The 26,163-nt window shown below is 65.9% G+C and carries 30 protein-coding genes; 22 read left to right on the top strand and 8 right to left on the bottom strand.

The features are described from left to right. The first annotated feature begins 22 nt into the window (after positions 1-22). The 8 genes from BXA00_RS21955 (at position 23) to BXA00_RS21920 (ending at position 7,430) form a co-directional block, all read left to right on the top strand. On the top strand, positions 23-1,594 hold the full coding sequence (locus BXA00_RS21955) for an ABC transporter substrate-binding protein (protein WP_076520513.1): 1,572 nt from the start codon (positions 23-25) through the stop codon (positions 1,592-1,594). 3 nt (positions 1,595-1,597) lie between these two features. After that, positions 1,598-2,914, top strand: coding sequence for an acyl-CoA thioester hydrolase/BAAT C-terminal domain-containing protein (locus tag BXA00_RS21950; RefSeq protein ID WP_076520512.1), 1,317 nt, complete (start codon positions 1,598-1,600; stop codon positions 2,912-2,914). Positions 2,915-2,934: 20 nt separating this feature from the next. Further along, the gene (locus tag BXA00_RS21945) at positions 2,935-4,104 is read left to right on the top strand and encodes a peroxidase-related enzyme (protein WP_076520511.1); all 1,170 of its coding nucleotides are present in this window, start codon (positions 2,935-2,937) and stop codon (positions 4,102-4,104) included. 231 nt (positions 4,105-4,335) lie between these two features. Then, on the top strand, positions 4,336-5,184 hold the full coding sequence (locus BXA00_RS21940) for an SAM-dependent methyltransferase (RefSeq protein ID WP_076520510.1): 849 nt from the start codon (positions 4,336-4,338) through the stop codon (positions 5,182-5,184). Positions 5,185-5,210: 26 nt separating this feature from the next. Then, positions 5,211-5,765: an SMI1/KNR4 family protein gene (locus BXA00_RS21935; protein WP_076520509.1), complete on the top strand. Its 555-nt coding sequence runs from the start codon at positions 5,211-5,213 to the stop codon at positions 5,763-5,765. 116 nt (positions 5,766-5,881) lie between these two features. Further along, positions 5,882-6,709: an RNase A-like domain-containing protein gene (locus tag BXA00_RS28945; RefSeq protein WP_076520508.1), complete on the top strand. Its 828-nt coding sequence runs from the start codon at positions 5,882-5,884 to the stop codon at positions 6,707-6,709. After that, a complete protein-coding gene (locus BXA00_RS28940) occupies positions 6,709-6,999 on the top strand; it encodes a contact-dependent growth inhibition system immunity protein (RefSeq protein ID WP_156902849.1) in 291 nt (96 codons plus the stop codon). Before BXA00_RS28945 ends, BXA00_RS28940 begins: the two co-directional genes overlap by 1 nt. A 107-nt stretch (positions 7,000-7,106) precedes the next feature. Beyond that, complete coding sequence (locus BXA00_RS21920; protein ID WP_076520506.1) at positions 7,107-7,430, top strand: hypothetical protein; 324 nt, start codon at positions 7,107-7,109, stop codon at positions 7,428-7,430. 2 nt (positions 7,431-7,432) lie between these two features. Here the strand turns inward: BXA00_RS21920 and BXA00_RS21915 are convergent, their stop codons facing one another. Continuing rightward, a complete protein-coding gene (locus BXA00_RS21915; RefSeq protein WP_076520505.1) occupies positions 7,433-8,224 on the bottom strand; it encodes an IclR family transcriptional regulator in 792 nt (263 codons plus the stop codon). Next, complete coding sequence (locus BXA00_RS21910) at positions 8,221-8,853, bottom strand: flavin reductase family protein (protein ID WP_076520504.1); 633 nt, start codon at positions 8,851-8,853, stop codon at positions 8,221-8,223. The genes BXA00_RS21915 and BXA00_RS21910 overlap by 4 nt, the downstream gene beginning before the upstream one ends. 242 nt (positions 8,854-9,095) lie before the next feature. Here BXA00_RS21910 and BXA00_RS21905 point away from each other — a divergent pair, with 242 nt between their 5' ends. The 6 genes from BXA00_RS21905 to BXA00_RS21880 all read left to right on the top strand — a co-directional run bounded on the left by BXA00_RS21905 (position 9,096) and on the right by BXA00_RS21880 (position 13,897). After that, entirely contained in the window at positions 9,096-10,064 is a 969-nt protein-coding gene (locus BXA00_RS21905; protein WP_076520503.1) for a tripartite tricarboxylate transporter substrate binding protein, read from the top strand. A gap of 126 nt (positions 10,065-10,190) precedes the next feature. Beyond that, positions 10,191-10,571, top strand: coding sequence for a RidA family protein (locus BXA00_RS21900; protein ID WP_076520502.1), 381 nt, complete (start codon positions 10,191-10,193; stop codon positions 10,569-10,571). A 12-nt stretch (positions 10,572-10,583) separates the two neighbouring features. Further along, a complete protein-coding gene (locus tag BXA00_RS21895) occupies positions 10,584-11,456 on the top strand; it encodes an amidohydrolase (RefSeq protein WP_076520501.1) in 873 nt (290 codons plus the stop codon). Further along, positions 11,453-12,340: a fumarylacetoacetate hydrolase family protein gene (locus BXA00_RS21890; RefSeq protein ID WP_076520500.1), complete on the top strand. Its 888-nt coding sequence runs from the start codon at positions 11,453-11,455 to the stop codon at positions 12,338-12,340. The genes BXA00_RS21895 and BXA00_RS21890 overlap by 4 nt, the downstream gene beginning before the upstream one ends. Continuing rightward, complete coding sequence (gene hpaH, locus BXA00_RS21885) at positions 12,330-13,112, top strand: 2-oxo-hept-4-ene-1,7-dioate hydratase (protein WP_076520499.1); 783 nt, start codon at positions 12,330-12,332, stop codon at positions 13,110-13,112. Before BXA00_RS21890 ends, hpaH begins: the two co-directional genes overlap by 11 nt. 8 nt (positions 13,113-13,120) lie before the next feature. Then, positions 13,121-13,897 (top strand): HpcH/HpaI aldolase/citrate lyase family protein, encoded by a 777-nt coding sequence (locus BXA00_RS21880; protein ID WP_076520498.1) that lies wholly within the window; start codon positions 13,121-13,123, stop codon positions 13,895-13,897. 57 nt (positions 13,898-13,954) lie between these two features. Here the strand turns inward: BXA00_RS21880 and BXA00_RS21875 are convergent, their stop codons facing one another. The 3 genes from BXA00_RS21875 to BXA00_RS21865 form a co-directional block, all read right to left on the bottom strand. Then, the gene (locus BXA00_RS21875) at positions 13,955-14,170 is read right to left on the bottom strand and encodes a hypothetical protein (protein WP_076520497.1); all 216 of its coding nucleotides are present in this window, start codon (positions 14,168-14,170) and stop codon (positions 13,955-13,957) included. A 130-nt stretch (positions 14,171-14,300) separates the two neighbouring features. Beyond that, positions 14,301-14,909, bottom strand: coding sequence for a hypothetical protein (locus BXA00_RS21870; RefSeq protein WP_076520496.1), 609 nt, complete (start codon positions 14,907-14,909; stop codon positions 14,301-14,303). A gap of 103 nt (positions 14,910-15,012) precedes the next feature. Further along, on the bottom strand, positions 15,013-15,762 hold the full coding sequence (locus BXA00_RS21865; RefSeq protein WP_076520495.1) for an SDR family oxidoreductase: 750 nt from the start codon (positions 15,760-15,762) through the stop codon (positions 15,013-15,015). Between the two features lie 218 nt (positions 15,763-15,980). Here BXA00_RS21865 and BXA00_RS21860 point away from each other — a divergent pair, with 218 nt between their 5' ends. Together BXA00_RS21860 and BXA00_RS21855 are read left to right on the top strand one after the other, a co-directional pair. After that, positions 15,981-17,897 (top strand): DUF4157 domain-containing protein, encoded by a 1,917-nt coding sequence (locus BXA00_RS21860; RefSeq protein ID WP_156902848.1) that lies wholly within the window; start codon positions 15,981-15,983, stop codon positions 17,895-17,897. A gap of 42 nt (positions 17,898-17,939) precedes the next feature. Then, positions 17,940-18,362: a hypothetical protein gene (locus BXA00_RS21855; RefSeq protein ID WP_076520493.1), complete on the top strand. Its 423-nt coding sequence runs from the start codon at positions 17,940-17,942 to the stop codon at positions 18,360-18,362. A gap of 13 nt (positions 18,363-18,375) precedes the next feature. Here the strand turns inward: BXA00_RS21855 and BXA00_RS21850 are convergent, their stop codons facing one another. Beyond that, the gene (locus BXA00_RS21850; RefSeq protein WP_076520492.1) at positions 18,376-19,404 is read right to left on the bottom strand and encodes an NADP-dependent oxidoreductase; all 1,029 of its coding nucleotides are present in this window, start codon (positions 19,402-19,404) and stop codon (positions 18,376-18,378) included. Between the two features lie 111 nt (positions 19,405-19,515). Between BXA00_RS21850 and BXA00_RS21845 the strand changes: the two genes are divergently transcribed. From BXA00_RS21845 to BXA00_RS21835, 3 genes are all read left to right on the top strand, one after another. Then, the gene (locus tag BXA00_RS21845) at positions 19,516-20,415 is read left to right on the top strand and encodes a LysR family transcriptional regulator (RefSeq protein WP_076520491.1); all 900 of its coding nucleotides are present in this window, start codon (positions 19,516-19,518) and stop codon (positions 20,413-20,415) included. Positions 20,416-20,605: 190 nt separating this feature from the next. Next, entirely contained in the window at positions 20,606-21,349 is a 744-nt protein-coding gene (locus BXA00_RS21840; protein WP_156902945.1) for a DUF899 domain-containing protein, read from the top strand. Between the two features lie 117 nt (positions 21,350-21,466). Then, a complete protein-coding gene (locus BXA00_RS21835; RefSeq protein ID WP_156902847.1) occupies positions 21,467-22,045 on the top strand; it encodes a hypothetical protein in 579 nt (192 codons plus the stop codon). Between the two features lie 3 nt (positions 22,046-22,048). On the opposite strand, the gene BXA00_RS21830 is transcribed toward BXA00_RS21835, so the two are convergent. Then, a complete protein-coding gene (locus BXA00_RS21830) occupies positions 22,049-23,101 on the bottom strand; it encodes a hypothetical protein (protein WP_231952131.1) in 1,053 nt (350 codons plus the stop codon). Positions 23,102-23,272: 171 nt separating this feature from the next. On the opposite strand from BXA00_RS21830, the gene BXA00_RS21825 reads away from it, so the two are divergent. From BXA00_RS21825 to BXA00_RS21815, 3 genes are all read left to right on the top strand, one after another. After that, a complete protein-coding gene (locus BXA00_RS21825) occupies positions 23,273-23,776 on the top strand; it encodes a nucleoside deaminase (protein ID WP_076520488.1) in 504 nt (167 codons plus the stop codon). Positions 23,777-23,951: 175 nt separating this feature from the next. Then, positions 23,952-24,593: a hypothetical protein gene (locus BXA00_RS21820; RefSeq protein ID WP_076520487.1), complete on the top strand. Its 642-nt coding sequence runs from the start codon at positions 23,952-23,954 to the stop codon at positions 24,591-24,593. A 13-nt stretch (positions 24,594-24,606) separates the two neighbouring features. Continuing rightward, complete coding sequence (locus BXA00_RS21815) at positions 24,607-25,089, top strand: hypothetical protein (protein ID WP_076520486.1); 483 nt, start codon at positions 24,607-24,609, stop codon at positions 25,087-25,089. Here BXA00_RS21815 and BXA00_RS21810 read toward each other — a convergent pair. Next, positions 24,995-26,074, bottom strand: coding sequence for a GlxA family transcriptional regulator (locus tag BXA00_RS21810; RefSeq protein WP_231952130.1), 1,080 nt, complete (start codon positions 26,072-26,074; stop codon positions 24,995-24,997). The genes BXA00_RS21815 and BXA00_RS21810 overlap by 95 nt on opposite strands. Between the last annotated feature and the right edge of the window lie 89 nt (positions 26,075-26,163).

The raw sequence follows: 26,163 nt of genomic DNA, 5'->3' as shown, positions 1-26,163 counted from the left end.
CCTATACCAAGGACCCCGGACAATGAAACGCCTGATTCTCTCGACCCTGACCGCCGCCATCCTGGGCGCCTCGGCCGCCGCCTCCGCCGACAACCTGTCGATCGGCTTCGCCGACCCGTTGTCGTCGCTGGACCCGCAGTTGAACAACCACGCCGGCGACCGCTCGGTGGCGCTGCACTTCTGGGACCTGCTGATCGAAAACAAGTGGAACAAGCTGCAGCCGGGCCTGGCCGTGAGCTGGAAGCCGCTGGACAACACCACCTGGGAATTCAAGCTGCGTGAAGGCGTCAAGTGGCAGGACGGCACCCCGTTCACCGCCGACGACCTGATCTACTCCTACACCCGCGCCCGCGCCGTGCCGGGCAGCGTCGCCACCTACGCCGGCTACCTGCGCACCATCGACACGATGACCGCCAAGGACCCGCTGACCCTCATCGTCAAAACCAAGGCGCCCAACCCCGACCTGCCCCTGAACCTGGCGTCCGTCCACGTCGTCAGCAAGCACGTCGGCGAAAAGTCCTTCACCGAAGACTACAACTCGGGCAAGGCGATGGTCGGCACCGGCCCCTACAAGTTCGTCTCCTACACCCCCGGCGACCGCGTCCTGATGGAACGCAACGACGCCTACTGGGGCGACAAGCAGATCTGGGACAAGGTCAACTACCGCTACATCAACAACGCCGCCGCCCGCACCGCCGCGCTCCTGGCGGGCGACGTGGACGTGATCGACAAGGTCTCGGTGTCCGACCTGGCCAAGCTGCAAAAGGCCTCCAACATCTCGGTCTACCCGTACGACGGCCTGCGCGTCATGCTGCTGCAACCCAGCTTCAACCCCGCGCCCAACCAGTACATCACCGACAACAACGGCAAGCCGCTGGACAAGAACCCGCTCCTGGACGTGCGCGTGCGCCAGGCCCTGAACCTGGCCATCAACCGCAAGGCCATCGCCGACCGCATCCTGCAAGGCGCCGCCACCGAAGCCAACCAGTGGATGCCCAAGGGCACCTTCGGCTACAACCCCGACGTCAAGGACATCCCCAACGACGTCGCGCAAGCCAAGAAGCTGCTGGCCGAAGCGGGCTTTCCCGACGGCTTCAAGCTGACCATGCACGTGCCCAACGACCGCTACCCGCAAGGCCCGGAAACGGCCCAGGCGGTCGCGCAGTTCTGGACCCGCGTGGGCGTGAAGACGCAAGTGGAAGTCGTGCCGTGGGCCGTGTATTCGGGCCGCGCCAACAAGAACGAATTCGCCGTCAGCATGCTGGCGTGGGGCAATGGCACGGGCGAAGGCAGCTACGCGCTCGTCAACATCCTGGCCACCGCCGACGCCAAGAAGGGCCTGGGCGCGTCCAACTGGGGCCGCTACAGCAACCCCAAGGTCGACACCGCGCTGGAGCAATCCACCTCGGAATTCGACGTCGCCAAGCGTGAAGCCATCCTGCGTGACTCCGTCAAGATCGTGTCCGACGACGTCGGCATCATCCCGCTGTTCCACTACAAGAACATCTGGGCCACCAAGAAGGGCCTGAAGGTCACCCCGATGACCAGCGACCGCACGGCCGCCATGATGGTCACCAAGGTCTCGGACAAGTAAGCCATGGCGCCGACCCTGACCATCGCCCCCGCGGACGCCCTGATCGACGTCCCGCGCCAGATCCGCGTCGAACACGTCGCGCCCGGCGCGACCGTCGACATCACCGCCCTCACCCGCCGCAACGGCGTGCTCTGGCAAGCCCAGGCCACCTACACGGCAGGCGAAGACGGCGTCGTCGACCTGACCCGCGACGCGCCCGTATCGGGCGACTACGCCGGCCTGTCCCCGATGGGCCTGGTCTGGTCGCAGTCCCCCGAGGACGGCAAGAGCCGCGAATACTTCAACCAGCCGGTGACCGATGCCCTGGTCACCGACGTGGTGGCGCGCGTGGCGGGCGCCGAGGCGCGCGCCCGCTTCACGCAGCGCCTGGCGGCCGACGGCGTCACGCGCGTTGAAGTCCGCGAGGAGGGCCTGGTCGGCACCCTGTACCTGCCCGCCGGCAGCGCCCCGGGATCGCATCCCGCCGTCATGATCCTCAACGGCTCTGGCGGCGGCATCAACGAACCGCGCGCCGCCCTGTACGCCTCGCGCGGCTACGCCGCCTTTGCGCTGGCGTACTTCAAGGCGCCGGGCCTGTCGGACTACATTTCCAACACCCCGCTGGAGTACTTCCAGACCGGCCTGCGCTGGCTGCGCAAGAAGGTCCAGCCCAAACACGACTTCGTCGCCATCAGCGGCCAGTCGCGCGGCGGCGAACTGGTGCTGCTGCTGGGCGCCACCTTCCCCAAGGAAGTGTCGGCCGTCGTCGCCTACGTGCCCGGCGCCGTCGTCCACAGCGGCCAGAACGCCTGCGACCCCAAGATCGGCCGCGAAGGCCCCACGTGGCTGCTGGGCGGCAAGCCCATCCCCCACGTCTGGGAAACCAACCGCACGGCCACCTGGGCCCCGTTCGATGAAGGCCCCGCGCCCCATCGCCACGAAAGGGCCATCCTGACCGCCCTGCAAGACCCCGACGCCGTCGCCCGCGCCCGCATCCGCGTGGAAGACATCGAAGGCCCGGTCATGCTGCTGTCCGGCACCGACGACGGCTCGTGGCCGTCCAGCCTGTACTCGAAGATGGTGCAGGACAAGCTGGTAGAGGTGCAGCACCCGTATCCGGTGCAGTGGCTGGATTACGAGAACGGCGGACACTCCATCCTGTTCCCCTACGTGCCCACCACGCAGCTCGTCTACGCCCATCCGGTGTCCGGAAAGATCAGCACCAGCGGCGGCAATCCCAAGGACAACGCCCGCGCCGACCAGGAATCCTGGGAAGGCGTGAAGACGTTCCTGGACGCCGCGGTAAAGGCCAAGGGCGCGGCGGCAGCGCCCGCCCAATGACATTCAAGGAGACCTCCTCAATGGCACAACAACCCATCGTCTACGACATCAGCAAGGACGTCGTCGACCAGCTCGTGGGCCTTGCGCCCGGCAACCCCACTTTCGACGTGCGCCACAAACGCGACAAGGTCGCCGCCGCCACGCAAGGCAGCTACGACGCCCTGTTTGATCCGGCCCTGCCCGGCCTGTCGCTGGCCGACCGCCTGCTGGTGGGGCTGTATGCCACGCGCATCACCCCGTCGCCGCTGCTGGCGGCGCATTACCGCGCCCGCGCGGTGGAAGCTGGCGTTGCGGCGGCGGACATCGCCGTCGCGGAATCGGGCAAGCCGACTGACGCCGCCAACCCGCAACTGGCCGCCGTGCTGGAATACACGCGCAAGCTGATCGAAAACCCGGTCGAAGGCGACGAAGCCGCGCTGAAGACGTTGCCCGCCGCCGGCGTCTCCACGCCCGCCGTGGTCACCCTGTCGCAACTCATCGCCTTCCTGTCGTACCAGACGCGCCTGGTGGCGGGGCTGGCAGCGATAAAGGCGGCTGAAGGACAGCGTTCCGGTGCCGCCGCCGACGACGCGACCGCCGTGATCAACCCGGGCAACACCGAGCCCGGCGCCGTCATCAAGGCCCACGGCTTCACCAACGAAGTCCTGGAATGGAAGGCCTGGCTGGATGTGGTGAACGTCGACACCGCCACGCCCGAACAGATCGCCGTCCTGGAAGAAAGCCACCCCAAGGCCAAGGTCTCGGACTACTACCTGTTCCTGGTCCACCAGCCCGAAATCCTGCGCCAGCGCTCCACGGCCTTCAACGCCATCATGTACGCACCGGGCGGCATGTCGCGCGCCGAGCGCGAACTGGGCGCCACCGTCGTGTCGCGCGTGAACGGCTGCGTGTACTGCGCGTCCGTGCATGCGCAGCGGTTCGAGCAACTGGCCAAGCGCAATGACGTGATCGCACAGGTATTCGAGGATCCGCGCACGGCGGGCACCACCAAGCGTGAGCAGGCCATCGGCAAGTTCTCGATCCAGATCACCGAGGCGCAGGCCGAGGTGAATGCGGACAGCATCCAGGCGCTGAAGGATGTGGGTCTGAACGACGGCGAGATTCTGGACCTGCTGCATTCGGACGCGATCTTTGCGTGGGCGAATCGCTTGATGCTGAACCTGGGCGAACCGGTCCTCGTAACGGTCTGACGCGCCCCCCTGACCGAGGTGTCTGACACCCGTACGAGTTGACGGTAGCAATGCAACAGTGCCGCGCGGGTGTCAGACACCGGCCACCCAGATTCAGCCGGTGTCTGACACCCGCATACGCCTGCTGGAATTCACAGGCCTGCCCATGAGGGTGTCAGACACGCGGAGGGGTAGAATGGCCCTTCCCGCACCTCTACGCGCCCCGCCCCAGCGGGGCGCTTGCCTTTCCCCATGTCCGAAAAAACCCACGACATCCGCCCCGGCCAATCGATCGAACTCCTCAAGGCCCTGCACATCCTGACCCGCGACGGCAAGATGAACCAGGACAGCCGCCGGAAACTGAAGCAGGTCTACCACCTGTTCCAGTTCATCGAACCGCTGCTCAAGGACGTCCAACAACAACGCGGCGCCGTCACCCTGGCCGACCACGGCGCGGGGAAGTCGTATCTGGGGTTCATCCTGTATGACCTGTTCTTCAAGGAACAGCCCGAGGCGCTAAAGAACGGCTCCCACATCTACGGCATCGAAACCCGCGAAGAACTGGTGAAGTCGTCAGAGGAACTGGCCAAGCGGCTGGGGTTTGGCGGGATGTCGTTCTTGAACCTGTCGGTTGCGGAGTCGATTACCTCGGACAAACTGCCCGCGTCGATTGACGTAGTGACTGCCCTGCACGCCTGCAATACCGCCACCGACGACGCGATTCATTTTGCGCTGGAGAAGAAGGCGAAATACATCGTGGTCGTGCCCTGCTGCCAGGCGGAGGTGGCTTCGGTGTTAAGGAAGAACAAGGCGAAGGCCTTGGCCGATCCGCTGGCGGAAATCTGGCGGCACCCGCTGCATACGCGGGAGTTTGGTAGCCAGATCACCAACGTGCTGCGCTGCTTGCAGCTTGAAGCCCACGGGTATCAGGTCAGCGTGACCGAACTGGTCGGTTGGGAGCATTCGATGAAGAATGAGCTGATCATTGCGCAGTACAAGAATCTGCCGACCAGGAAACCTGCGGAGCGGTTGACGGAGATGCTGGAGCGGATTGGGTTGCAGGAGCTGAAGGACCGGTTTTTCTTGCCCCAAGCTGCATAGATCTGACAAAAGGACCGCACGCGTCAATGAATTTCTCCGACTACCTGGACCGCGTCCGTGCGGTCTACGACACGCATGCATCCGCGCTACCGCTCAACCCAGGCGCGGCGAAGGCGGCGGTGGAAGCGGTGGAGGCACAACTCGGCTTCCCTATTTCTGCGGACATCAGGCAGGCTTGGCTCCTGGCCGATGGAGGCGAAAGCGATGTACCGGTGTTCATGCGGCCGGGATATCTGACCGGCTATGATTTTTTGTCGTTGGAAGAAGCGATCGCCGAACGGGCGCGCATGTCCGATCGCGCGCCGCGATATGCCGGCTACGATGAACCGGCGTCGGCCGATGGGCGCATCAGGGAAGGCTGGTTTCATCAGGGCTGGCTGCCCTTTGCCAGCTTTGGCGCGGGAACGCTGCTGCTGATGGTCGATCACTCGCCGGGGGATGGGGGCACGATGGGGCAGATCATCGCGTTTAGCCATGACCCGGACCAGATCACTTGGGTGGCGCCGAGCTTTGCGGCGCTGCTGACGGGGTCGATTGTCGAGATTGAAAATGACCCGGAGGAGTTTCTGGGGGAGTATTAGGGCCTGGCTAAGGGTACACAATGCTGATTAATTCAGCGGGCTTCAGACCGCGCTGATCGACAGTCGGCCCGCTGCGGGTGACATTCATCGCTCCATCATCGATAAGAGCGAAGAGAATGTCCGAAGACTCGAGCCTACGCATTGTTCTCACGCCGGTGCAGTTGGCGGCGATACTGCACCGCGAGTCGATCACTAATGAAGCGACGCTTTCCAACCGCGTGTGGGGTAGCCTCACATTGGCGGCGGGTCTCGTGGAAATGGTCGGAGGGGCTACGCTGTGCGTGGTACCCGAACCTACCGGCCTTACCAAGGCAGGCTGCGTACTCCTCGGGGCGCATGGTTCAGATACCGCCGCAACCGGCCTGCGGGAAGCGTGGACTGGCCAGGAAACGCGATCACTGACAGAGCGAGGACTTGTTGAACTCGCCCAAAAGCTCGGTGCCACGCCCGGCTCAGGCCAGGCGCTTGGCTTGGCCGTTGAACTCGCCGTGCCATCGGGGTTTGCTGGGGTCATACGTGCCGCCCGGGTAACGGGAATTACCGCTGGCCGGATTTCACTGTCTCGGCATGAAGCGCGCGTGCACGGCGGACTTGGAGGCCATACGCTTTTCAAACACGTCGGGAAAACCAGGGCTTATCTCGAGGGAAGACTGCGGGCGGAACCTTGGCTGCAGCGAGCGTCGACATTTCATTCGATCGAAACGGCAGAAGCTGCGGTAAACGGCATATTGCTCCGCAACGCCGACCGGGTGAGCAATTGGGCTAAATTTGCGTCCAATGGGGAACGGCTGCCGCTAAGAGGAACCGTCGCGGAGGACTTGGGCGTCGTATTGGCTCGCGGCGCGACTGAAGTCGTCGCGGGCACAAAGATTGTTGTGACCCTCAAAAAGCAGACCTACAACGGTATGCCGTATTTCGTATTGACTGCTTACCTGGATTTCTGATGACTGAGCAAGAAAAATATCCCGAGCTCGAAGTACTGATCGCAGGATGGTTCCATCAGGACTGGGGGGCTTTTGGCGATACCGTTGAACACGTCGTCCAAGACTATAAAAATGCGGTCAATGACGAGCGGGTAAATCAGGTCTGCTTGGAGATGAACCAATTCATCGCTGAATACGGTCCTGAGGTTGAAACTGCATTCAAACAACGATGGGGTTGGCTCCGACCCGCAGGGTTGGGATACACGATCCCTGAATTCTTTGAGGAATTGAAGAGAATTCTGACTGGCTGAACAGCATCTATTAACAAGGCAGTTTCCGCTTCCAGCCGCGTTGCGCAGCCGGAGGCGATACTGCACCGAGTTTCCGGGAGTTATAAGGCCTAGGCCAAGCGTATCCCATGATGATGGTTCTTTTCTTCCCCCTTGTATTCCTCGGCGTCCTGGCGTTCTGGCTTGCTTACGTCTGGAAGAATCGCTCGGTAAAGTCGGCTCCATCCGCGATCACCACGGCGCTCCTCGCCTTGGTTTTTTGCTATGCCTTGAGTCTCATACTGATCTCCATGGACCCTTGGTACGACGACAACGGCGCGCCAGAGTTCATCTCCTGGCAATATCGTTGGGCATGGGCCGCGTGGCTGGCGGGCTGGCTCGCAATGCTAGTCCTGCCCGTCGTCTTTGGGCTGCGGGCATTCGTCCTCTCGCGCGCCAGCAGCCGCTCATAAATTCACCCCCGACTCGATACCTGCCCCCACCTCCCCGCAATCCCCCCCGCCGCCCCCCTCATCCTCTCCACCACCCCTTCAAACCGCTCCACCCCCAACCGCTCCGCCATCGCCGTCACCGTAATCGCCCCCAACGCCTCCCCTCGAGCCGACATAATCGGCACCGCCACCGCACTCGTCCCCGGCATCAACCCCGCCGGCGCATGCGCCAGCCCATCCCTTCGCGCCACTTCAACCCGCGCAATCACATCCTCCACCCGCTCCCCCAGCACCTCCAGCCGCGCCGCATTACTCCGCACCAGCCGCACACTCTCCTCCGCATCCAAACTCGCCAACAGCGCCACGCCGGACACCCCCACCCCGAGCGGCCGGCGAACGCCCACTTCAATCGACAACACCTGTATCGGATGCCGCCCAGTCCGCCGCCCGATGCAAATCGAATCATGCCCATGCCGGATACTGAGAAACACCGTATCCCCCACCTGATCCGCCAGCTCCGCCATATACGGGTCCGCCAGCGTCAATAACGGAAAGCGCCGCGTGCGCGCCAATCCGAGTAGCGTGATCTCCTGCCCAATCAGATACCGGCGCGTTTCCGGATCCTGTTCGACCGCCTCTTCCTGCACCAAGGTTTTCAGCAATCGATGCACGGTTGGCCGGTTCAGGCCAGACATGCGTTCCAGGTCCACCAGGCGCACGCCGCGCTCCTGACCGCAGGCAATCAGGCGCAGCAGCGCCAATGCTCGCCGAACGGTTTGCGCGCCAGACGCGCTTTTATCTTCGGGATCACTCATGCGACCTCCGGTTTCATGACGGATTTCGGTGTCTGCGCGATGCCGCGCTTGGTGATGATTTCGCCCAGCGACGCATAGTTGGGCCCGCCGATGCGGCAGATGGGGCGCAGCCTTCCGGTGTCGATCTTGCCGTCTTGCATCAGGCCGTCGCGGATGTGGAACATGACGACTTCGCCTACAAAAAACTCCGCACCGGTATTTCCGAAAGGCGTGACGCTATGGAGCCGGCATTCCAGACTGATGGGCGCTGCGGCCAAGCGGGGCGTGGCGATTACCGCGCCGGGCAGAACCTCCAGGCCAAGCAATTCGGCCTCGCTGATTTCGGGGGGATGTTCCTGGGCGCTTTCATGCAAGGGATCCAGCAGCGTCTCGTCGGCGATGTTTACGACGAAGTGGCCGTTTTCGATGATGTTGCGGCCGGTGTCCTTGCGCTCGCCGGCTTTTCTGCCGATGTTGATGCCGACCATGGGCGGCTGGTTGGACACGAAGGTGTAGCAACTGAAGGGCGCCAGGTTGACGACGCCGGCGGCGTTGATGGTGCTGATCCAGGCGATGGGGCGCGGCACGATGATGCCGCTCATCAGGCGGTAGGTCTGTTCGGGGTTCAGGTCGCTGGCGGGGAAGTGCATGGTTGTCTCGCTCCGTAGTCCGGATATTGAACATCAGATCTGGGCACATTCCTGCGTACACAGTGCGCCAAGCCTGATTTTCCGGTGCCGGGAGCCATATTCAGCAGCCGCTCTCGATCTGTCACCTTGAAAAAGTCCAATATCCGGAACTTTTTGAGAAATTGGCGTTGTTGGACGGGGCGCAAATTCCTAGAGTGTCATCAAACAAACAAAACGCGATGACACGCACAGGAGACTTGACCATGAACCGCACCGCGCTCCGCGCCTGCGCCACTGTGGCGCTGACTGTCCTTACCTCGATGGCGCATGCCGCCTGGCCCGAGAAGCCCGTGAAGATCGTTGTGCCCTACCCGCCTGGCGGGAATGTGGATGTGGCGGCGCGCCTGATCGCGCCGGGGTTGCAGGCGGCGCTGGGGCAGCCGTTCATCGTGGAGAACAAGCCGGGCGCGGGCGGGATGATTGCCGGTGAGCAGGTGGCGCGTTCGGAGCCGGATGGGTACACGCTGTTCATGGCGGCGAATGGCCCGCTGCTTTTCTCTCCGCTGATCTTCAAGCGCGACGCCTACAAATGGGACCGGGACTTTGCGCCGATCAGTTCGGTGTCCTATACGCCGCTCGTGTTGCAGGTGCGTCCTGAGCTGCCGGCGAAGACCCTGGCAGAGCTGCTGGCGCTGGCAAAGAAGGAACCGGGCAAGCTCAACATGGCCTCGCCCGGCGCGGGCACGACGAATCATCTGGTGAGCGAGTTGCTGCAGTCGCTGACGGGCGCGCGCTGGACGACGGCGCAATACAAGGGCAATGCGCCGGCGACGACGGATCTGCTGGGCGGCCAGGTGGATTTCAATTTCGACCAGATTTCGGTGGCGCTGCCGTACGTGAAGGAAGGCCGGCTGCGGGCGCTGGCGGTGACGACGGCCAAGCGGGTGCCGTCGATGCCGGATGTGCCGACGTTTGCGGAAGCCGGGGTGCAGGGCATGGAGGCGGCGACGTTTACCGGCCTACTGGCGCCCAAGGGCACGCCGCAGGAGGTGTTGGACAAGCTGAGCGCGGCGCTGACCAAGATCCTGGCGGAGCCGACGATCATCCAGCGCTTCGACGACCTGGGCGCGCAGGCGCGCGGCAGTTCGCCCGAGGAGTTCACGCGCTACCTGGCCGCCGAGGACGCGCGCTGGACGCCGATCATCAAGCGCGCGGGCATCACGGCCAATTGAACAGCCACGAGATCAGCCACGAGATCTGCCACAACAGCGGCCACAACAGCGGCCAGCCAAATCCCCGGGGCGCGGCAACACGACGCGCCCCCTCCCCCGACACATCGACCCCACACGGAAGACCCCATGAGCAGACGCAGCATCTATGCCGAAGGCTTCAGCCACAAGAACCCCATCCCCGCCGCCTGCCGGATCGGCCCGATGCTGTATTCCGGCAGCATCCAGGGCACTGACCCGGCGACGGGCGCTTACGGCGATACGCTGGAACGCCAGTGCGAACTGATGTTCGACCACGTACGACGCATCGTGGAAGCAGGCGGCGGATCGCTGGATCACATCGCGAAGATGACGGTGTGGATGCGCGACCGCAGCCAGCGCGCGGCGTTGAACACGGTGTGGCTGCGCGCGTTTCCGGATGCGCAGAACCGTCCGGCGCGCCACACCATGCAGGCGGACCTGGATGGCGACAAGCTCATCGAGTGCGATTTCGTGGCCGTGATCGGCTAAAGGAGCCTGACGATGGCGCAATACCAACCCTTCAATCCCAATCCGACCGCGCCGGGCTATCGCCTGCCGCCGCGCGCGTGCGACAGCCAGTTCCATGTGTTCGGCCCCGCGGACCGCTATCCGGTGCGCCCGGGCGCAGCCTATGAAATGCCCAGCGCGACCATCGAGACGGCGCTGGGCCTGCACCGGCTGCTGGGCATCGAGCGCGGCGTGATCGTGCAGGCAACCACATATGGCGCGGATCACCAGGTGGTGCTGGACGGCCTGGCGGCCGCCGGGCCGTCGTATCGCGGTTGCGCCAACGCCGTGGTGCTGGCCGAGCGCGACGACGCCTACATCCAGAAGCTGCACGACGCGGGCGTGCGCGGCGCGCGTTTCACGCGCCAGGGGCTGGGCATCAGCATGGCGCCCGACGTGTTCGACCGCGCCATCGCCCGCATCCGCGAGCTGGGCTGGTACGCCAAGTTCCAACCCGAGCCCGACGGGATGATGGCGCAGGCGGCGCAGTTCGAGAACCTGGATATTCCGGTGCTGCTGGATCACATGGGCCGCGCCGATCCGACGGCGGGCGCCGCCGATCCGACGCGCCGCAAGCTGGAGTCGCTGCTCAAGCGCGGCAATTTCTGGGTGATGTTGTCGCTGACGGAAAAGATCTCGCGCGCGGGCGAGCCCTGGGACGACGTGATTCCGCTGGCCCAGGCGCTGATCGCCGCGAACCCGGACCGCGTGGTGTGGGGCAGCGACTGGCCGCACCCGGTGTCGGTGAAAGCCACGCCCAACGAGGGCCGCCTGCTGGACCAACTGGCGCGCTATGCGGGCGACGAGGCCACGCTCAAGAAGATCCTGGTCGACAACCCCGCCCGCCTTTTTGGATTCGACGAATGAAACTGCTCAGCTTCACCCATGACGGCCGCGCGCGCTTTGGCGCGCTGCGCGGCCAGGACCAGATCGTTGCGCTGGACGGCCAGGGCCACGACAGCCTGCGCGCGGCGCTGGAAGCGGGCGACCTGCCCGCGCTGGCACGCATGGCCGAGACGCTGCCCGTCACACACAAGCTGCACCAGGTGCGCCTGCTGCCGCCCATCCCCGCCCCGGAGAAGATCATCTGCGTGGGCGTGAACTACGGCAAGCGCAACGAGGAATACCAGGACGGCAGCGCACCGCCCGCCTATCCCAGCGTGTTTCCGCGCTTTCCGGGGTCTTTCGTGGGGCATGGCGAACCCTTGCTACGCCCGCCGGAATCGGAACAACTGGATTACGAAGGTGAGATCGCCATCGTGATCGGCAAGGCCGGCCGCCGCATCGCCGCGCAAGACGCCTGGGACCATATCGCGGGCCTGACCTGCCTGAACGAAGGCACGGTGCGCGACTGGCTCAAGCACGGCAAGTTCAACGTGACGCAAGGCAAGAATTTCGATGCCAGCGGGTCGATGGGACCGTGGCTGGTGACGGCTGACGCGTTCGATCCGGACGCCCCGCTCACCGTCAGCACGCGCGTGAACGGCGAACTGCGCCAGCAGGACACCACCGACAACCTGATGTTCCCGTTCGCCGAACTGATCCGCTACATCTCCATCTGGACCACGCTCAAGCCGGGCGACGTGATCTCGACCGGCACGCCTATCGGCGCCGGCGTGCGCTTCACGCCGCCACGCTTCCTGAAACCGGGCGACGTGGTCGAGGTGGAAGTCGCCGGCATCGGCATCCTGTCCAACCCCGTGGCCGACGAAACGGCCGCACCCGCACAAGGAACCCGCCATGCTCAATGAAGCCGATCGCGACCGCGCCGCCGGCCTGCTGCTGGAAGCAGAACGCAGCGGCGTGCCCACCACGCAGCTCGACCAGGCCTTTCCCGGCATCGAGATCGCCGACGCCTACGCGATCCAGAAGCGCATCATCGACCAGAAGCTGGCCGCGGGCGCCAAGCTGCGCGGCCACAAGATCGGCCTGACGTCCAAGGCCATGCAGAGCACGGTCGGCATCGACGAGCCGGACTACGGCCATCTGCTGGACACGATGTTCTATCAGGATGGCGAGACCATTCCGACCGACAAGCTGATCGTGCCGCGCGTGGAAGTGGAGCTGGCCTTCGTGTTGGGCAAGCCGCTGCGCGGCCCCGACGTGAGCCTGTTCGACGTGCTGGACGCCACCGACTATGTGGTGCCCGCGCTGGAACTGATCGACGGGCGCAGCAAGTATCCGCGCCGCATCGTGGACAACATCGCCGACAACGCCGCGTGCGCGGGCATCGTGCTGGGCGGCCGGCCGGTGCGGCCGCTGGACATCGATCTGCGCTGGGTGGGCGCCCTGCTCCTGAAGAACGGCGTGATCGAGGAATCGGGCGTGTCGGCCGCCGTGCTGGGGCATCCGGCGCTGGGCATTGCCTGGCTGGCCAACAAGCTGGCGCAGCACGATACGGGCCTGGCCGCCGGGCAGATCGTGCTGGCCGGGTCGTTCACTCGGACCGTCGCGGTCAAGCGCGGCGACACGCTGCATGCCGACTACGGCAAGCTCGGCAGCATTTCGGTGCACTTTTCCTAGGACGGCGCATGGAACTCCCGATCAATACGTTCAAGCGCGCGCTGCGCGAGCAGCGCCACCAGACCGGGCTGTGGGTCACGCTTGGCCATCCGAACAGCACGGAACTGGTCGCGGCCAGCGGCTTTGACTGGCTGCTGCTGGACACCGAACACACGCCCGCGCTGCTGCCCACGGTGATGGCGCAGTTGCAGGCCGCGGCCGCGTACGGCAGCCATCCTGTCGTGCGGCCGTCCTGGAACGACAAGGTGCAGATCAAGCAGTATCTGGACATCGGCGCGCAGACGCTGCTGCTGCCTTACGTGCAGAACGCGGCCGAGGCCGAGAGCGCCGTGGCTGGCATGCGCTACGCGCCGCGCGGCGTGCGGGGCGTGAGCGGCACCATGCGCGCCACGCGCTACGGCCGGGTGCCCGACTACATGCGCCGTTGCGAAGAAGAACTGTGCCTGCTGGTGCAGGCCGAGACCGGCGAGGCGCTGGAGAACCTGGACGCCATCATCGCGGTGGATGGCGTGGATGGCGTCTTCATCGGGCCGGCGGACCTGGCGGCCAGCCTGGGCTATCCCGGCGAGCCGCAGCATCCGAAGGTCGTGGCCGAAGTGGAACAGGCCATTCGCCGCGTGCGCGCCGCGGGCAAGGCGCCGGGCGTGCTGACACCGGACGAGACACTGGCGCGGCGGTACATGGCGGCGGGAAGCCTGTACACGGCGGTGGGCGTGGACGCGGCGATCCTGGCGCGGCATTGCGATCAGCTGGCGGCGCGCTTTGCGGGCGCAGCCAAGGCGTAGGCATACGGCATCTTGCACAAGAGACGGCGTGCCGGGCGCACGCCGCTCACCCGCGAATCAATTGCCCGAACTGCGGCGCAACCGATCCGACGACTCTTGATTCAAGCGCTTCGCTTCGTCTTCGGCGTAGTCTTCCTCGCCCGATTCGTACTGCCCTTCATACATGCAACTGCTGCGAAGCCATCCGCATTCGCCGGCTACCGTCGAGCAACCTGCACTCAGCGCAGCAAGGAACAGCATGACACCGCATCGGCCTAACATTTGAATCGACATATCGCTCCTTCGTGATCGGTCTCGTGTCGGGATTTTTTCCAGGATGATCCAAGATGACAGGTTGCGCCCCACGCGGCGTGTCAAATTGTCTCTGGCTGTAGGGCGGCGGCGCTCGCGCCGATGCACGCCGTCACAAGTGCCGATGGCTGCATCCCATAACCTGCCCCGCCAGCTCGCCGATCAATGACGCAAGGCCTTCCGCGCTCGCTCGATCCAGCCCCTCGCAGCGCACCATCCGAAACCCCATCGCCAGGCTGTAGTGCCAATCCAGCTCAAGGATCCGGTAATACTGCCCGCTCCGCTCGCAATGCCATTGCACCGCCGGGTTTTCGTGGGCTTGGCCGATGAGGTCCACGTAGGCCTCGGACGCCATCGGACGCGCGGGTTCGTCCGATCCCGGGACTTGGGGCTCGCAGAGATTTTCGCCAACCATGACGCGGGGATGAGGGCCGTCGTAAGCCAGCAATTGCAGGGGAAAGTTTCTGGGATCGGCGTCATAGTTCGCTCTGACTTGCTCGCTCAGATACGGTCTGGCCGCGGGGCCAAGGCAGTATTGCGGGCTGTGCCAGGATGCGTCGTCCGCGTCGGCGCTATCGCCCCGGATGGCGCTGTAGGGGATGTTTTCGCCTTGCGGGGCCAGCACATAGCCGCCTTCCAATAGCCGGGCTTGCAGGGCCGGCCAGTCCGGCGGCGGCAAATGGAAGTCGCGGGGAAAGATGAATTGGTGGTGTTCAGACATGACCGGTCTATCCGAAGGCCGATAATCCGGCGACGCGGCGTCACGCGATGACGGACGCGCCGCCTGGCGGCGAAGTCCGCAGTATTGCAGAAACGGCCGGCCGTCACTTCACCGCGGAATTCCCCCCGTCGGCAAACAGGGCAGACCCGCTGACGAAGCTTGCCATCGGGCTTGCCAGAAACAAGGCGGCGCTGGCGATCTCGTCCGGTCGCGCGATCCGCTTCATCGCATGCAGGCCTGCCGCCCATTCCTTCTGTGCGCTATCGCCCGCCATGGCTGTGTCCACGCCGCCCGGCATGAGCGCGTTGGCGCGGATGCCCCGATGGCCATAATCCGCCGTGATTCCCTTGACCAGCCCCATCAATCCTGCCTTGGCGGCGCCATAGGCCGCCATCCCGGGAAGCCCCACGCTCGTGCCGACAAAACTGGAGGTAAAGAGGATCGCGCCGCCCCCGCGGGCCAGCATGGCGGGAATCTGGTGCGCGCTGCCAAGGAATGCCGCATGCAAGTTCACGGCGATCGTCTCCTGCCAATCGGCGAAGCTGAGGTCCGCCAGCGGTGCGATGGGTCCCGTCGCCCCGGCGTTGTTGAATGCGATATCCAGGCCGCCGAACGCCCCCACCGCTTCTGCAATCAGGCGCTCGTGCGTGGCGGGCTGGCTGGCGTCGCCCGCAACGGTGCGTACCTTTCCACCCCGGCCGCGAATGCTGGCGGCCACGTCATCCAAAGCGGATTCGCCCCTGGCATTCAGGACGACGGCGGCCCCTTCGGCGCTGAACAACAGCGCGGCGGCGCGGCCGATTCCCGACGACGCCCCCGTGATGATGGCAATTTTTCCCTGCAGCAGGCCCATGTTGGCTCTCCGGTGTGCGTAGTGAGCCGCCATTCTCTGCGGGGGCTGCCCGCCCAGCCATCCGGTTCTTGCGGTCTGATTCCGGTGTCGCCGTCGACTTGGGCCGTCAGCCTGCCGGCCCGTGGACGCCTTGCCGGGGTGAATGGTGGGCGTTGGAATTCACCCGCCCCGATAGGCGGGTCACCCATAAAGATGGACAATATCCCGGCATCAGACGTGTGAACGAACGGAGCGAAGCCATGCGCACTTTCGTACAGCAGTCGAAGGCGTCCACCCGCGCACCGGCCGTGCGCGGCGGACGAGGCAGCGCGTCAAGCCGGGTGGCATGGAGTACGCCTGATGGCGCGGCCTCGGAGGATCGCAAAGCGATCACCGCGCCGTCCACGGCCGCGCCTCCTATGCACGCGCTGGAGCGGATATCCGTGCATCCGCCGAGCGAGCCCCTCTCGATCAGCCAAGCGGGCGACCCGTCCGAGAAGCAAGCGCACCGGCTCTCCATGCAGGTTATGCAAGCGCCCGATCCGCGGCCGGACATGCCGCGCGGCGAACCGGCGCCGGGTCGTGCGATGCGCTCCCTTCGGCAGGTTGACGTGGCCGGCGCGGCATGGGCAAGCGGATCGCCCCTTCTGGGCGAGGTCCTGGCGTCGCCCGGACAACCCCTTGACACCTACACGCGGTCGTTCATGGAACCGCGATTCGGCACGGATTTCAGCGGCGTGCGCGTGCATTCGGACAAGCGGGCCATCGCGTCGGCGGACGCCGTGCAAGCCCGCGCATTCACCATCGGCCATCACATCGTCCTGGGTGACCACGAATATGCGCCCGGCACGCCTTCGGGCCTGGCACTGCTTGCGCACGAACTGGTGCACGTCATCCAGCAGTCCTCCTTGCCGGCCGGCGGCGCGATGCTGCTGCAGCGCGAGCCGCGCGGCCCAACCTACGGCAATCTGCCCAGGGACGCGCCCGCGTTCGGTTCTTCGCGCGATGTGATCCGGCTCAAGAACGTCAATGGCACATGGAAAGAGGTCGGCGGCCGGTATGGCAGGACGGCGCGCGGCAACTATGACTTTGTCGTGAAGGACGGCGAGATATTCGCTGTCAAGGCCAAGAACAGGATGGGCGCGATCGGCCACACCGAGGCGGCCCGCGGCGAACGCGTCAACTGGGCAGGACAGGTCGAGTTCGAGGGGGGCAAGGTCAAGTCCTGGAACGACGGCTCCGGGCATTACCGATCCCTGTCCAGCATGCGGCAACCGGCCGTGCAGGCCGGACTTCCCGACGAAAAGTTTGTCCAGCATCCCGAGACCGCCGGGCGCCCGCGCCCGAAGACGTCCCTGCCCCAGCTACCTGTCGAACAGCCGGCCACCAAGCCGCGCGTCCCTGGCGAGCCGCCGAAGGTGGGCGCCGGCCCTCCGCGCATGGCGGAATTCGAGCAGCGCTACGGGAAGGCGCCGGCGACCGTGCCCGCCACCGCCGCCAGCACCGTGGTAGCCCAGGAAGCGACATCGGTCCTGAAGGTCTCGGGCCGCACCGCCTCGGCGCTGGGCAAGATCGGCAGCGCCGCGGGCTGGGTGGCGAACTTCCTGATGCCCGGGCCGCAGGACGCGATCATGTTGATGGTTCAGTTCGCCATGACCTATGCCGAGGCGCAGGAGGCCGCGCGCGCGGACGGCATGCGTTCGGGGTTTGGCCAGGGGCTGTGCGCGGGGCTGCTGCGGCTGAGCCGCGGCTGGATTCGCGACAATCTGGCGCCCAAGGTCATCAGCCGCAGCGTCGCCAGCCAGGTGGCCGCCACGACGGGGTATCGCGAGAAGGGCTTTATCCAGGGCCTCGTGGCCGGCATTTCGTTCGCGGAGCGTCTTTCCGCCGATCAGCGCAAGGCCATGATCAAGGAGGCGACGCGCGCGATGCGGGCCAAGGGCGACGACATGACGTTGCGCGCGCGCTGGGAGCGCGGCTACACGGCAAACGACATTATCGATATGGCGGTCGCCCTGGCGCCTCGCGTCTCGGAGATTCTGGAGGAAGCGCAGAAGAACGAGGAACTGCGGCAGGCGGCGGAGAACTGGCGCAAGTTCAAGCAATACGGTCCTCTCATGCCGCTGGCGCCGCTGTTCGAGGGCACCGGGCAATAGCCGCACGCCCGTGCCGGCTGGCCGTTGGCTACACTGCCTTTCATGCGCAACCGGTCCGATCCCTTCGCCCCGCCCAGCAAGCAGCGCGCCGCGCGCCTGAATTCGCTGGCGTGGATACTTGAGCCCCTGGAGCGGGACGCGGGCTACATGCACCGCAAGATGTTCGGCGCCGATGCCGCCTACCTCGATGGCCTGCTGTACCTGATCGTCGCGGACCGCGACGATCCCTGGAATGGCGTGATGGTCTGCACGTCGCAGGAACGGCATGCGGCCTTGATGGCCGACATGCCGTCCCTGGTGCCGCATCCTGTGCTGGGCAAATGGCTGTATCTGCCGCAGACCGACGACGCGTTTGAAGCGACCGCGGCCGCGTTGGCCGGATTGGCGGTGGCCCGGGACCCGCGCCTGGGCGTGGCGCCCAAGCCAAAGGCGCGGCGCAGCAAGGCGCGCACCGTCGGCCAGTAAGGCGCCTCGGGCGTCAGTCCCCCACCCGCACCACCAGCTTCCCGAAGTTCTTCCCTTCCAGCAAACCGATCAGCGCTTCGGGCGCACGCTCCAGCCCGTCGACGACGTCCTCGCGCCAGCGCAGCTTGCCCTCGCGGATCCACTGCCCGGCCACGCGCAGGAACTCGTCTTCCTGCTCTTTCGGGAAGTCGAACACGATGAAGCCTTGCATGGTGATGCGGCGGGAAAGGATCTCGCGCATGGTCGCGGGCAGGCGGTCCGGACCGTTTCGGTCGGCCGGGCCGTCGTTGTAGTTGGCGATCGTTCCGCACACGGGCACGCGGGCAAAGTCGTTCAAGAGCGGCAGCACGGCATCCCATACATGGCCGCTGACGTTCTCGAAATACACGTCGATGCCGTCGGGGCAGGCCTCGGCCAGCTTTTGCGCGAAATCGGGAGCGCGGTGATCCACCACCACGTCAAAGCCCAGCGCTTCCTTGACGAAGGCGCACTTCTCCGGCCCGCCGGCAATGCCCACCACGCGAGCGCCCTGGATGCGCGCGATCTGGCCGACGACCGAACCCACCGCGCCGCTGGCGGCCGCGACGACGACGGTTTCGCCCGGCTTGGGCTGGCCGATGTTCAGCAATCCCACGTAGGCCGTGAGGCCGGGCATGCCCAGCACGCCCAGCGCGGTGGACGGCGGCGCAATGGCCGGATCGAGGCGGCGCAGATCGCTGCCGTCGGACAGCGCGTAACGTTGCCAACCGGCGGCGGACAGCACGATGTCGCCCTCGCGCCAATCAGGGTGGCGGGACGTTTTGACCCGGGCGACCGTGCCGCCGACCATGACGTCACCGATTGCCATGGGCGCGGCATAGGACTTCTCGTCGCTGACGCGCCAGCGCATGTAGGGGTCCAGCGACAGGGTCTGGACTTCCAGCAGCACCTGGCCTTCGGCCGGATCGGGAATGGGCGCGTGCTCGACGCGGAAATCACTGGCCTTGGGCCGGCCAACGGGGCGGGACGCGAGGACGACGCGCTGATTTTGGGGGTGTGTCATGGGGATGGCTCCTTGAATTGAGTCGGACATTTCGCGACAAGGGTCATCCTAGGCACGCCGGAGAGTTACAACTAGACTGATACCTCGTAAACCAGATTTCATGGATTGATAATGTCAGCCGACTTCGACCCTGCCCTGCTCCGCACCTTTGTCGCCGTCTGTCGTTACGGCAGCCTCAGCCGCGCCGCGGACCAGGCCGGCCGTGCGCAATCGGCGCTCAGTACCCAGATCCGCCGCCTGGAGGAAATGGTCGGCAAGCGCCTGCTGCATCGCACCGGCCGGGGCATGGCGCCCACGACCGAGGGGGAATTGCTGCTGAGCTACGCCAACCGCATCCTCGCGCTGGGCGAGGCCGCGGCGGCACGCTTGCGCGAGCGCGCGGTGGCGGGCAGCGTGCGCATCGGACTGTCCGAAGACGTGGCGGTGGCGGCGTTGCCGGCCGCGCTGGGGCGGCTGCGGCGTTCGTGTCCCAATCTGCATCTGGAGGTCGTGATCGACGACGGCGAGCGCCTGGCCGCGCGCTGGCAGGACGGCACGCTGGATGTAGCCGTCGGCGCCTGCGTGGGGTTCGTCGATGAACCCATCGAAACGTGGACCGTGGACCTGCACTGGGCATGCGGCATCGACGAGACCGTGGACCCGGACCAGCCGCTGGACGTGATCGTGTACGCCGAACCCTGCTCCTGGCGCCGGCTGGCGTTTGACGCGCTGACGGCGTCGGGACGTGATTTCCGGGTCTCGCTGACCAGCCACAACGTGGGCGCCACGATCGCCGCCGTCGAAAACGGCCTGGGTGTGGCCCTGCTGACGACCGAGTGCCTGCGGCCCGACACCATGCGCGTGATATCGATCGGCGACGAGGGCGCCCTGCCGTTGAGCGCGCAGTTTGGGCTGTACGCGGCGCATCGGCTGAACGAGAGCGGTCAGGCCGCCGTCGCGCTGCTGCGCGAAAGCCTGCGGGGGTGGACCGCGCAGGCGACCCCGCGCGAGGCCGCGTCGATACCCGCCTGACCAGGCTGACGCACGTGACGCACGTGACGCATTTACACGCCAGATTTGTTACTCCTGGCTGTGCCCCTCCCGGTGCCACACTGTTCCCACTCCCCGCGCCGCATCGCTGCGCCCTCGGGATCGAAGCCATCAAGAGGATCAAGCCATGACCACGCCCCCCGCATCCGCCGGCAATGGCGCCCGGCCCGCCATGCAGACGCCCCCGGTCGTCTCCGCTGAAGACTGGGAAGCCGCCCGCCAACAACTGCTGATCAAGGAAAAAGCCCTCACCCGCGCCCGCGACGCCCTGGCCGCGGAACGCCGCCGCATGCCGTGGACGGCGGTGGACAAGGAGTATGTCTTTGAAGGTCCGGCCGGCAGAGTCACGCTGCGCGATCTGTTCGACGGCCGCCGCCAGCTCATCGTCTACCGGGCGTTCCACGAACCGGGCGTGTTCGGCTGGCCGGATCACGCGTGCCGCGGCTGCTCGATGGTGGCCGATCAGGTCGCGCATCTGGCGCATCTGAATGCGCGCGACACGACACTGGTCTTTGTCTCGCGCGCGCCGCAAGCCGACATCGAACGCGTGAAGGCGCGCATGGGCTGGACGATGCCTTGGTTCACGATCGCCGACCGTTTCGACGCCGACTTCGGGGTGGACGAATGGCACGGCACGAATGTGTTCTTTCGCGACGGCGACCGCGTGTTCCGCACGTATTTCCTGAACAACCGCGGCGACGAGCAGATGGGCGGCACGTGGAACTACCTGGACATCACGCCGCTGGGCCGGCAGGAGCTTTGGGAGGATTCTCCGGAAGGCTATCCGCAGACGCCCACCTACAAGTGGTGGAACTGGCACGACAGCTATGAGCCGGATGCGCCGCCGGACCAGAAGTGGGTAGAGGTGTCAGACGCGGGTGAAAAGGCGTTCCGGAACCACTGCGATCCCACGTAGGCGCACAAGGCGGCAAGGCGCATGTCTTAAGATACGCGCTCGCAAATTCTGCAGCGCGCGTCATGAAAATCGACCAAGGCCCACGCAACCGCCCGCAACGTACCCGAGTCAGCCCGCATGAGCAGTGAACTGGCTGACTGGAAGCGCGCCTTCAGGCCTTGCCGCCTTCCTGCGATGGGTGCGCTCGTCCTCGTCGGCATCGCCATCTACTGCTTTAACGCGGCAAGCGACATCCGCCTGCCCTATGACCCCGCGAAGCTGCACACGATTCAATTGCGGGTGGACAAGGTGGCAAGCTGCGACGCCCAGGCTCGGATACGCGGACGGTGGCAATCCTACAGCGTGCCTTGCGTGTATTCGGGCAACTATCCCTACATGGTGTTCAAGTTCTTCGACGCGACCTACAACATCCGGTACACCGAGGGCGAGCGCGTGGAATTCATGGTGCTCGAAGACGAGGCGCAGCTTACCGACGGCAAGATCGCGCTTCAGTACAACGTGGCCATTCCCGTCCGGGTCTATGGGGTGCGCAGGAACGGTGAAACGTTGGTCGACGCCAAGCAGGTCCATGACTGGAACCATTCTCGCAAGGTAAAGCACAACATGACCGGCTGGATCGCGTTGATCCTGGCGGCCTGGCTGGCGGTGATCACTTTCAAGCGAGCCCGGAAAATCCTGCACGAAGAAATGTGGTGAGCCTCACGCGCGCGGCGGGGCTGCGTCGAACACCCGGTTCCAGGCCTGCACCAATGTCAGCGCGTCGTCTTCGGACACATACTGCGGCGCGGCCCGCGCCATCGCGGCAAACAGCAGCGCATCGCAGGCGCCCTGCCACAGCGGATTGAGCGTCTGTTCGGTCTCGCCGTCTTCCTCGACCAGGATGAAAGCGCCGTCGCCCTCCACGCGCGCGGCGCGCTGCCGCAACTGGCTGTGGATCAGCAGGAAACCGGAATGGATCGGCGAGCGGGCCTTGTCGCCGCGCCGGCTGGCGGCCAGCACGCCGCGCCATTCGTCGGCGTCGCCGGCGCCCGGCTCGCCCGCTTCGTTTTGCCGCGACCACCGCATCCAGGCCCGGCTGTAGGCCATCCAGGCGTCGTGCGGCACGTTGTCGGCCAGCGCCTGCGCCTGGGCGCGCGTCAGCGTGTCGATCTTCTGGATGATGTCCAGCACGGCCTCGCCCTGCGGCCCGAACAGGACGGACAAGGGCAACTCGTCCAGCAATTCCACCGTCACGGCGCGCCAGTAGCCGGGGTCGGCGACCAGGCCCGACATGTCGCCCAGCTTGACGACCCGCACGCGCCAGAGCTGCCCGGGCCAACGGCTGCCGATCACGATGGAATCCAGCGCTTGATCCACCACCAGCCAGGGCGGCTGCGCTTGCGCCCGGGTCACGCGGCCCGCGGTCCGCTTCAATTCGACCGAGGGGTTCAGGTCGTCGAACCAGTAGCCTTCGCGCACCACCGGAGGATCGGCCTGGCTCAACGCCTGCGTCACGTCGCCGCCACAGTGCCGGCACACGCGCGCCTCGCGCAGGATGCGCCCGCCGCACAAGGGGCAATCGATGTGCGAGGCCGGGATGGGTTGGCTCGCATGCGGTGACCGGTTGGCAATCGACATGAGGAACACGCCCGCCACCGGCGGGCTGATCAGGACGGCCAGCACGGTCCAGCCGAATCCGTTGCGGCCGCGCCCCTTGGCCATGACGCCGACCACGATGGCCAGCGCGATCCAGAGAAAGAGGATGAATAGCATCGCGCGATGTTAAACCGTGCGGGGCGGCCTATATTTGACGACGCACTCGCCAGCCGGCACCCGGTTGCGCCAAGCGAGGGGAATCGCCTGCCGCTGCGGTTGTCGTGTTGTAGTCCAATAGGCCGGTCAGGGCCGGCGGGCGCCGGCCCATTCTTTACAAGGAGATCGCGTGTGATTACCGAAACGGACAAGCAGCATCTGGCCCGATGCGTCGAGCTGGCCAGGCAGGCGCTCGACGCCGGAGACCAGCCTTTTGGATCGGTGTTGGTGTCCGGCGACGGCCAGGTGCTGTTCGAGGACCACAACCACGTTTCCTCCGGCGACCGCACGCGGCACCCGGAGTTCGAGATCGCGCGCTGGGCCGCGGCCCATGTGCCCGAGGCCGAGCGCGCGGCGTGCACCGTCTATACCTCGGGCGAGCATTGCGCCATGTGCTCGGCGGCGCATGGCTGGGTGGGCCTGGGCCGGATCGTCTACGCCGTGTCGTCGGCCCAATACGCGGCGTGGATGCGGGACTGGGGCGTGCCGCCCTCGCCGGTGCGTTCCTTGCCCATTGCCGAGGTCGTCGAAGGCATCGAGACCGTGGGGCCGGTGCCGGAGTTTGTGGAACAGGTGCGCCTGCTGCATGAAGAGAACGTCCGCAGGAAGGGGTGGGGACGCGGCGCCGGCGTTTGAAGCAATCTGTCTTTCGTTTCACGAATCGATACACCTGTGCGAAAGACGGCAATTATTTGCGCGCGGGCCCATGCTAAGTTGGCGCCCGTGCCGTAAATCGGGGTCAGGGCCAATCGGCCCGGTCCCATCGAGATCGAAAGACGGCGCATCCCCTTTCCCCTTCTTGATACAGACCATGCAAACCAACGTTGATCGCGGCGCAGCCGGCGTCTCGGGTATCAAACGCCAGTCCGGAAATCTGATTCTCGCGCTGGGCCTGGCCTTTGCCGCCGCCGCGCCCGCGCTGGCGGCCAAGGATCCTGGCGCGGCCATCCTGCCTCCGCGCGCGGGTTCGAACAACCCGGCGCCGGTTCAACAGGCGCCCGTCCAGCAAGCGCCCGCTCAGCAAGCCCCCGCCCAACCGAACGCGGCCCAGCAGTCCCCCGCCGGCGCGCTCGCGCCCGTGCAAAAGACCCGCATCAACGACCAGGTCGCTTACGAGCGCCTTCTGAACAACAGCGGCGTGACGCTGCAATGGCTGTGGTCCGCCAAACGCGGCAAGATGAACGCGATCGACGACAACGACGTGGTGCGCCTGGAGGGCACGCAGGCCAACCACGAAGGCACGCTGAAGGTCAAAGGCGAGGTCGTCTCGATCGACCGCGACCGCTTCGTGCTGCGCGGCACGATCCTGATCCTGGACGCGCCGGACAAGGGCCGCCGCTGCGAGCGCACCGGCGATTACGAGTTCAAGGCCACCGGCAAGCGCAAGTACTGGCGTCTGCAGCAGATGGAAGCCTGCGGCGGCCTGACGGACTACGTCGACATCTACTACTGATCTCCCGCGACCCATGCCCCCTACCGCGCTCAAGTGGCTTGCCAGCATTGTGTTCGGTCTGCTCATCGGCAGCGCGAGCTTCGGCATCACCAACCCGTTGCTGCAGGTCGTCTTCGGACTGAACCCACCCGCCGGCGAGCCGTACGTCCCCTTGGACCCCATCGCGCTGGAACGCATGCAGATCGCGGGCGCGGTCCTGTATGGCGTGATCGCGGTCGTCGCGGCCGTTGTGCTGGCGCGGATTTCCAACCTGCGGCGGCTGATGGGCTGGGGCTGCGCGGTGCTGGGCGTGATCTTGCTGTTGACCGTGCCGGTCGCCCTGCTGCAGATGGACCCCGCCCTCCACCAGGGCGGCGGCGCGGACGCGCGCGATGCCAACACCGCGCTGTTCTTCTTCCTGCTTATCTTTGGGCTGCCTTACCTGGGCGGCGGCCTGCTGCTGACGATCGTCGGGGCGGTGCTGGTTCGGAAGAATCGGGACAAGCCGGCGGCCTGACCGCGGCAGGTCCGGACCGGACTGCCCCCATCCGCAATTCCCTCACCCCCTTGCCCAGCCGGCGGCGCAGCAAGGTTCGCAGCGTAGCGCCGTCCTCGTAGCCCACCTGCGCGGCGATGGCGTCGATGCTCAGATGGCTGGTGCGCAGCAGATGCACCGCGCGCTCCACCCGCAGATCCTGGAAGTACGACAGCGGCGACTTGCCCAGCACCGCCTCGATGCGGCGTTGCAGGGTGCGCGTGCTGGTGGCCAGCGCATCCGCGGCGGCGTCCAGCGCGAAGCCCTGCGCGAGGCGCTCTCGCGCCCAGCGTTCAAAGCGCTCGACCAGCGGGTCGGCGCGCGCCAGGTGGTCGGGGATCATGTACGGCGCCTGCGATGGGCGCGCATCCACCAGCAGGTATCGCACGACCACGGCCGCGAGCGCGGGGCTCGCCTGGCCCAGCAGCCACAATGCAAGATCCAGGTGCCCCATTGCCGCGCCGGCGGTGGTGAAGTCGCCGGACGGCACCATCATCCGCGCGCTGTCCAGCTGGATTTGCGGATAGCGCTGGCGAAACAGCGGCGCCAGCCACCACGACGTCGTCGCCTCGTGGCCGTCGAGCAAGCCGGACTCCGCCAGTACGAAGGTGCCGATGCAGGCCGCCGCAATCCGGGCCCCGCCCGCGTGCGCGTCGCGCACCAAGGCCAGCGCATCCTTGACGTCGCGGCGTTCCAGCGCCGGCAGCAACTGCTCCGGCATCTTGGTGGCGATGGCCGGCAGCACCACCCAATCAGGGTTGCCCATCGCGCTCGCCGGCTTGACCGGCACGCGCATGCCCAGGCCGGTGCGCACCTCGCGCCGCACGCCGATGACGCTGATGTCAAAACGCGGTCCGGCGCCGGGCTGCTGCATGTCGGCCAACTCGTTGGCGGTGGTAAAGGCGTCCAGGATGGCCGACAGCCCCGTATCGAAGCATCCGTCCAGGGCCAGCACGGAGAGTTTCATGGCGGAAATGACTCCAAAAATGTCACTCGCGACAATAGAGCCCGCATGCGTTCCTGTCTACAGTGGCCTCACGCGCAACATGGCGCGGA

It is taken from the genome of Achromobacter sp. MFA1 R4 (assembly GCF_900156745.1).
In the GTDB taxonomy this organism is placed as follows: domain Bacteria; phylum Pseudomonadota; class Gammaproteobacteria; order Burkholderiales; family Burkholderiaceae_B; genus Achromobacter.
This window is presented reverse-complemented; position numbering and strand designations above follow the sequence as displayed.

Coding starts and splice junctions, on each gene's coding strand:
- BXA00_RS21955 (WP_076520513.1), top strand. CDS start 23: ATGAAACGCCTGATTCTCTCGACCCTGACCGCCGCCATCCTGGGCGCC.
- BXA00_RS21950 (WP_076520512.1), top strand. CDS start 1,598: ATGGCGCCGACCCTGACCATCGCCCCCGCGGACGCCCTGATCGACGTC.
- BXA00_RS21945 (WP_076520511.1), top strand. CDS start 2,935: ATGGCACAACAACCCATCGTCTACGACATCAGCAAGGACGTCGTCGAC.
- BXA00_RS21940 (WP_076520510.1), top strand. CDS start 4,336: ATGTCCGAAAAAACCCACGACATCCGCCCCGGCCAATCGATCGAACTC.
- BXA00_RS21935 (WP_076520509.1), top strand. CDS start 5,211: ATGAATTTCTCCGACTACCTGGACCGCGTCCGTGCGGTCTACGACACG.
- BXA00_RS28945 (WP_076520508.1), top strand. CDS start 5,882: ATGTCCGAAGACTCGAGCCTACGCATTGTTCTCACGCCGGTGCAGTTG.
- BXA00_RS28940 (WP_156902849.1), top strand. CDS start 6,709: ATGACTGAGCAAGAAAAATATCCCGAGCTCGAAGTACTGATCGCAGGA.
- BXA00_RS21920 (WP_076520506.1), top strand. CDS start 7,107: ATGATGATGGTTCTTTTCTTCCCCCTTGTATTCCTCGGCGTCCTGGCG.
- BXA00_RS21915 (WP_076520505.1), bottom strand. CDS start 8,224: ATGAGTGATCCCGAAGATAAAAGCGCGTCTGGCGCGCAAACCGTTCGG.
- BXA00_RS21910 (WP_076520504.1), bottom strand. CDS start 8,853: ATGCACTTCCCCGCCAGCGACCTGAACCCCGAACAGACCTACCGCCTG.
- BXA00_RS21905 (WP_076520503.1), top strand. CDS start 9,096: ATGAACCGCACCGCGCTCCGCGCCTGCGCCACTGTGGCGCTGACTGTC.
- BXA00_RS21900 (WP_076520502.1), top strand. CDS start 10,191: ATGAGCAGACGCAGCATCTATGCCGAAGGCTTCAGCCACAAGAACCCC.
- BXA00_RS21895 (WP_076520501.1), top strand. CDS start 10,584: ATGGCGCAATACCAACCCTTCAATCCCAATCCGACCGCGCCGGGCTAT.
- BXA00_RS21890 (WP_076520500.1), top strand. CDS start 11,453: ATGAAACTGCTCAGCTTCACCCATGACGGCCGCGCGCGCTTTGGCGCG.
- hpaH (WP_076520499.1), top strand. CDS start 12,330: ATGCTCAATGAAGCCGATCGCGACCGCGCCGCCGGCCTGCTGCTGGAA.
- BXA00_RS21880 (WP_076520498.1), top strand. CDS start 13,121: ATGGAACTCCCGATCAATACGTTCAAGCGCGCGCTGCGCGAGCAGCGC.
- BXA00_RS21875 (WP_076520497.1), bottom strand. CDS start 14,170: ATGTCGATTCAAATGTTAGGCCGATGCGGTGTCATGCTGTTCCTTGCT.
- BXA00_RS21870 (WP_076520496.1), bottom strand. CDS start 14,909: ATGTCTGAACACCACCAATTCATCTTTCCCCGCGACTTCCATTTGCCG.
- BXA00_RS21865 (WP_076520495.1), bottom strand. CDS start 15,762: ATGGGCCTGCTGCAGGGAAAAATTGCCATCATCACGGGGGCGTCGTCG.
- BXA00_RS21855 (WP_076520493.1), top strand. CDS start 17,940: ATGCGCAACCGGTCCGATCCCTTCGCCCCGCCCAGCAAGCAGCGCGCC.
- BXA00_RS21850 (WP_076520492.1), bottom strand. CDS start 19,404: ATGACACACCCCCAAAATCAGCGCGTCGTCCTCGCGTCCCGCCCCGTT.
- BXA00_RS21845 (WP_076520491.1), top strand. CDS start 19,516: ATGTCAGCCGACTTCGACCCTGCCCTGCTCCGCACCTTTGTCGCCGTC.
- BXA00_RS21840 (WP_156902945.1), top strand. CDS start 20,606: ATGCAGACGCCCCCGGTCGTCTCCGCTGAAGACTGGGAAGCCGCCCGC.
- BXA00_RS21835 (WP_156902847.1), top strand. CDS start 21,467: ATGAGCAGTGAACTGGCTGACTGGAAGCGCGCCTTCAGGCCTTGCCGC.
- BXA00_RS21830 (WP_231952131.1), bottom strand. CDS start 23,101: ATGCTATTCATCCTCTTTCTCTGGATCGCGCTGGCCATCGTGGTCGGC.
- BXA00_RS21820 (WP_076520487.1), top strand. CDS start 23,952: ATGCAAACCAACGTTGATCGCGGCGCAGCCGGCGTCTCGGGTATCAAA.
- BXA00_RS21815 (WP_076520486.1), top strand. CDS start 24,607: ATGCCCCCTACCGCGCTCAAGTGGCTTGCCAGCATTGTGTTCGGTCTG.
- BXA00_RS21810 (WP_231952130.1), bottom strand. CDS start 26,074: ATGAAACTCTCCGTGCTGGCCCTGGACGGATGCTTCGATACGGGGCTG.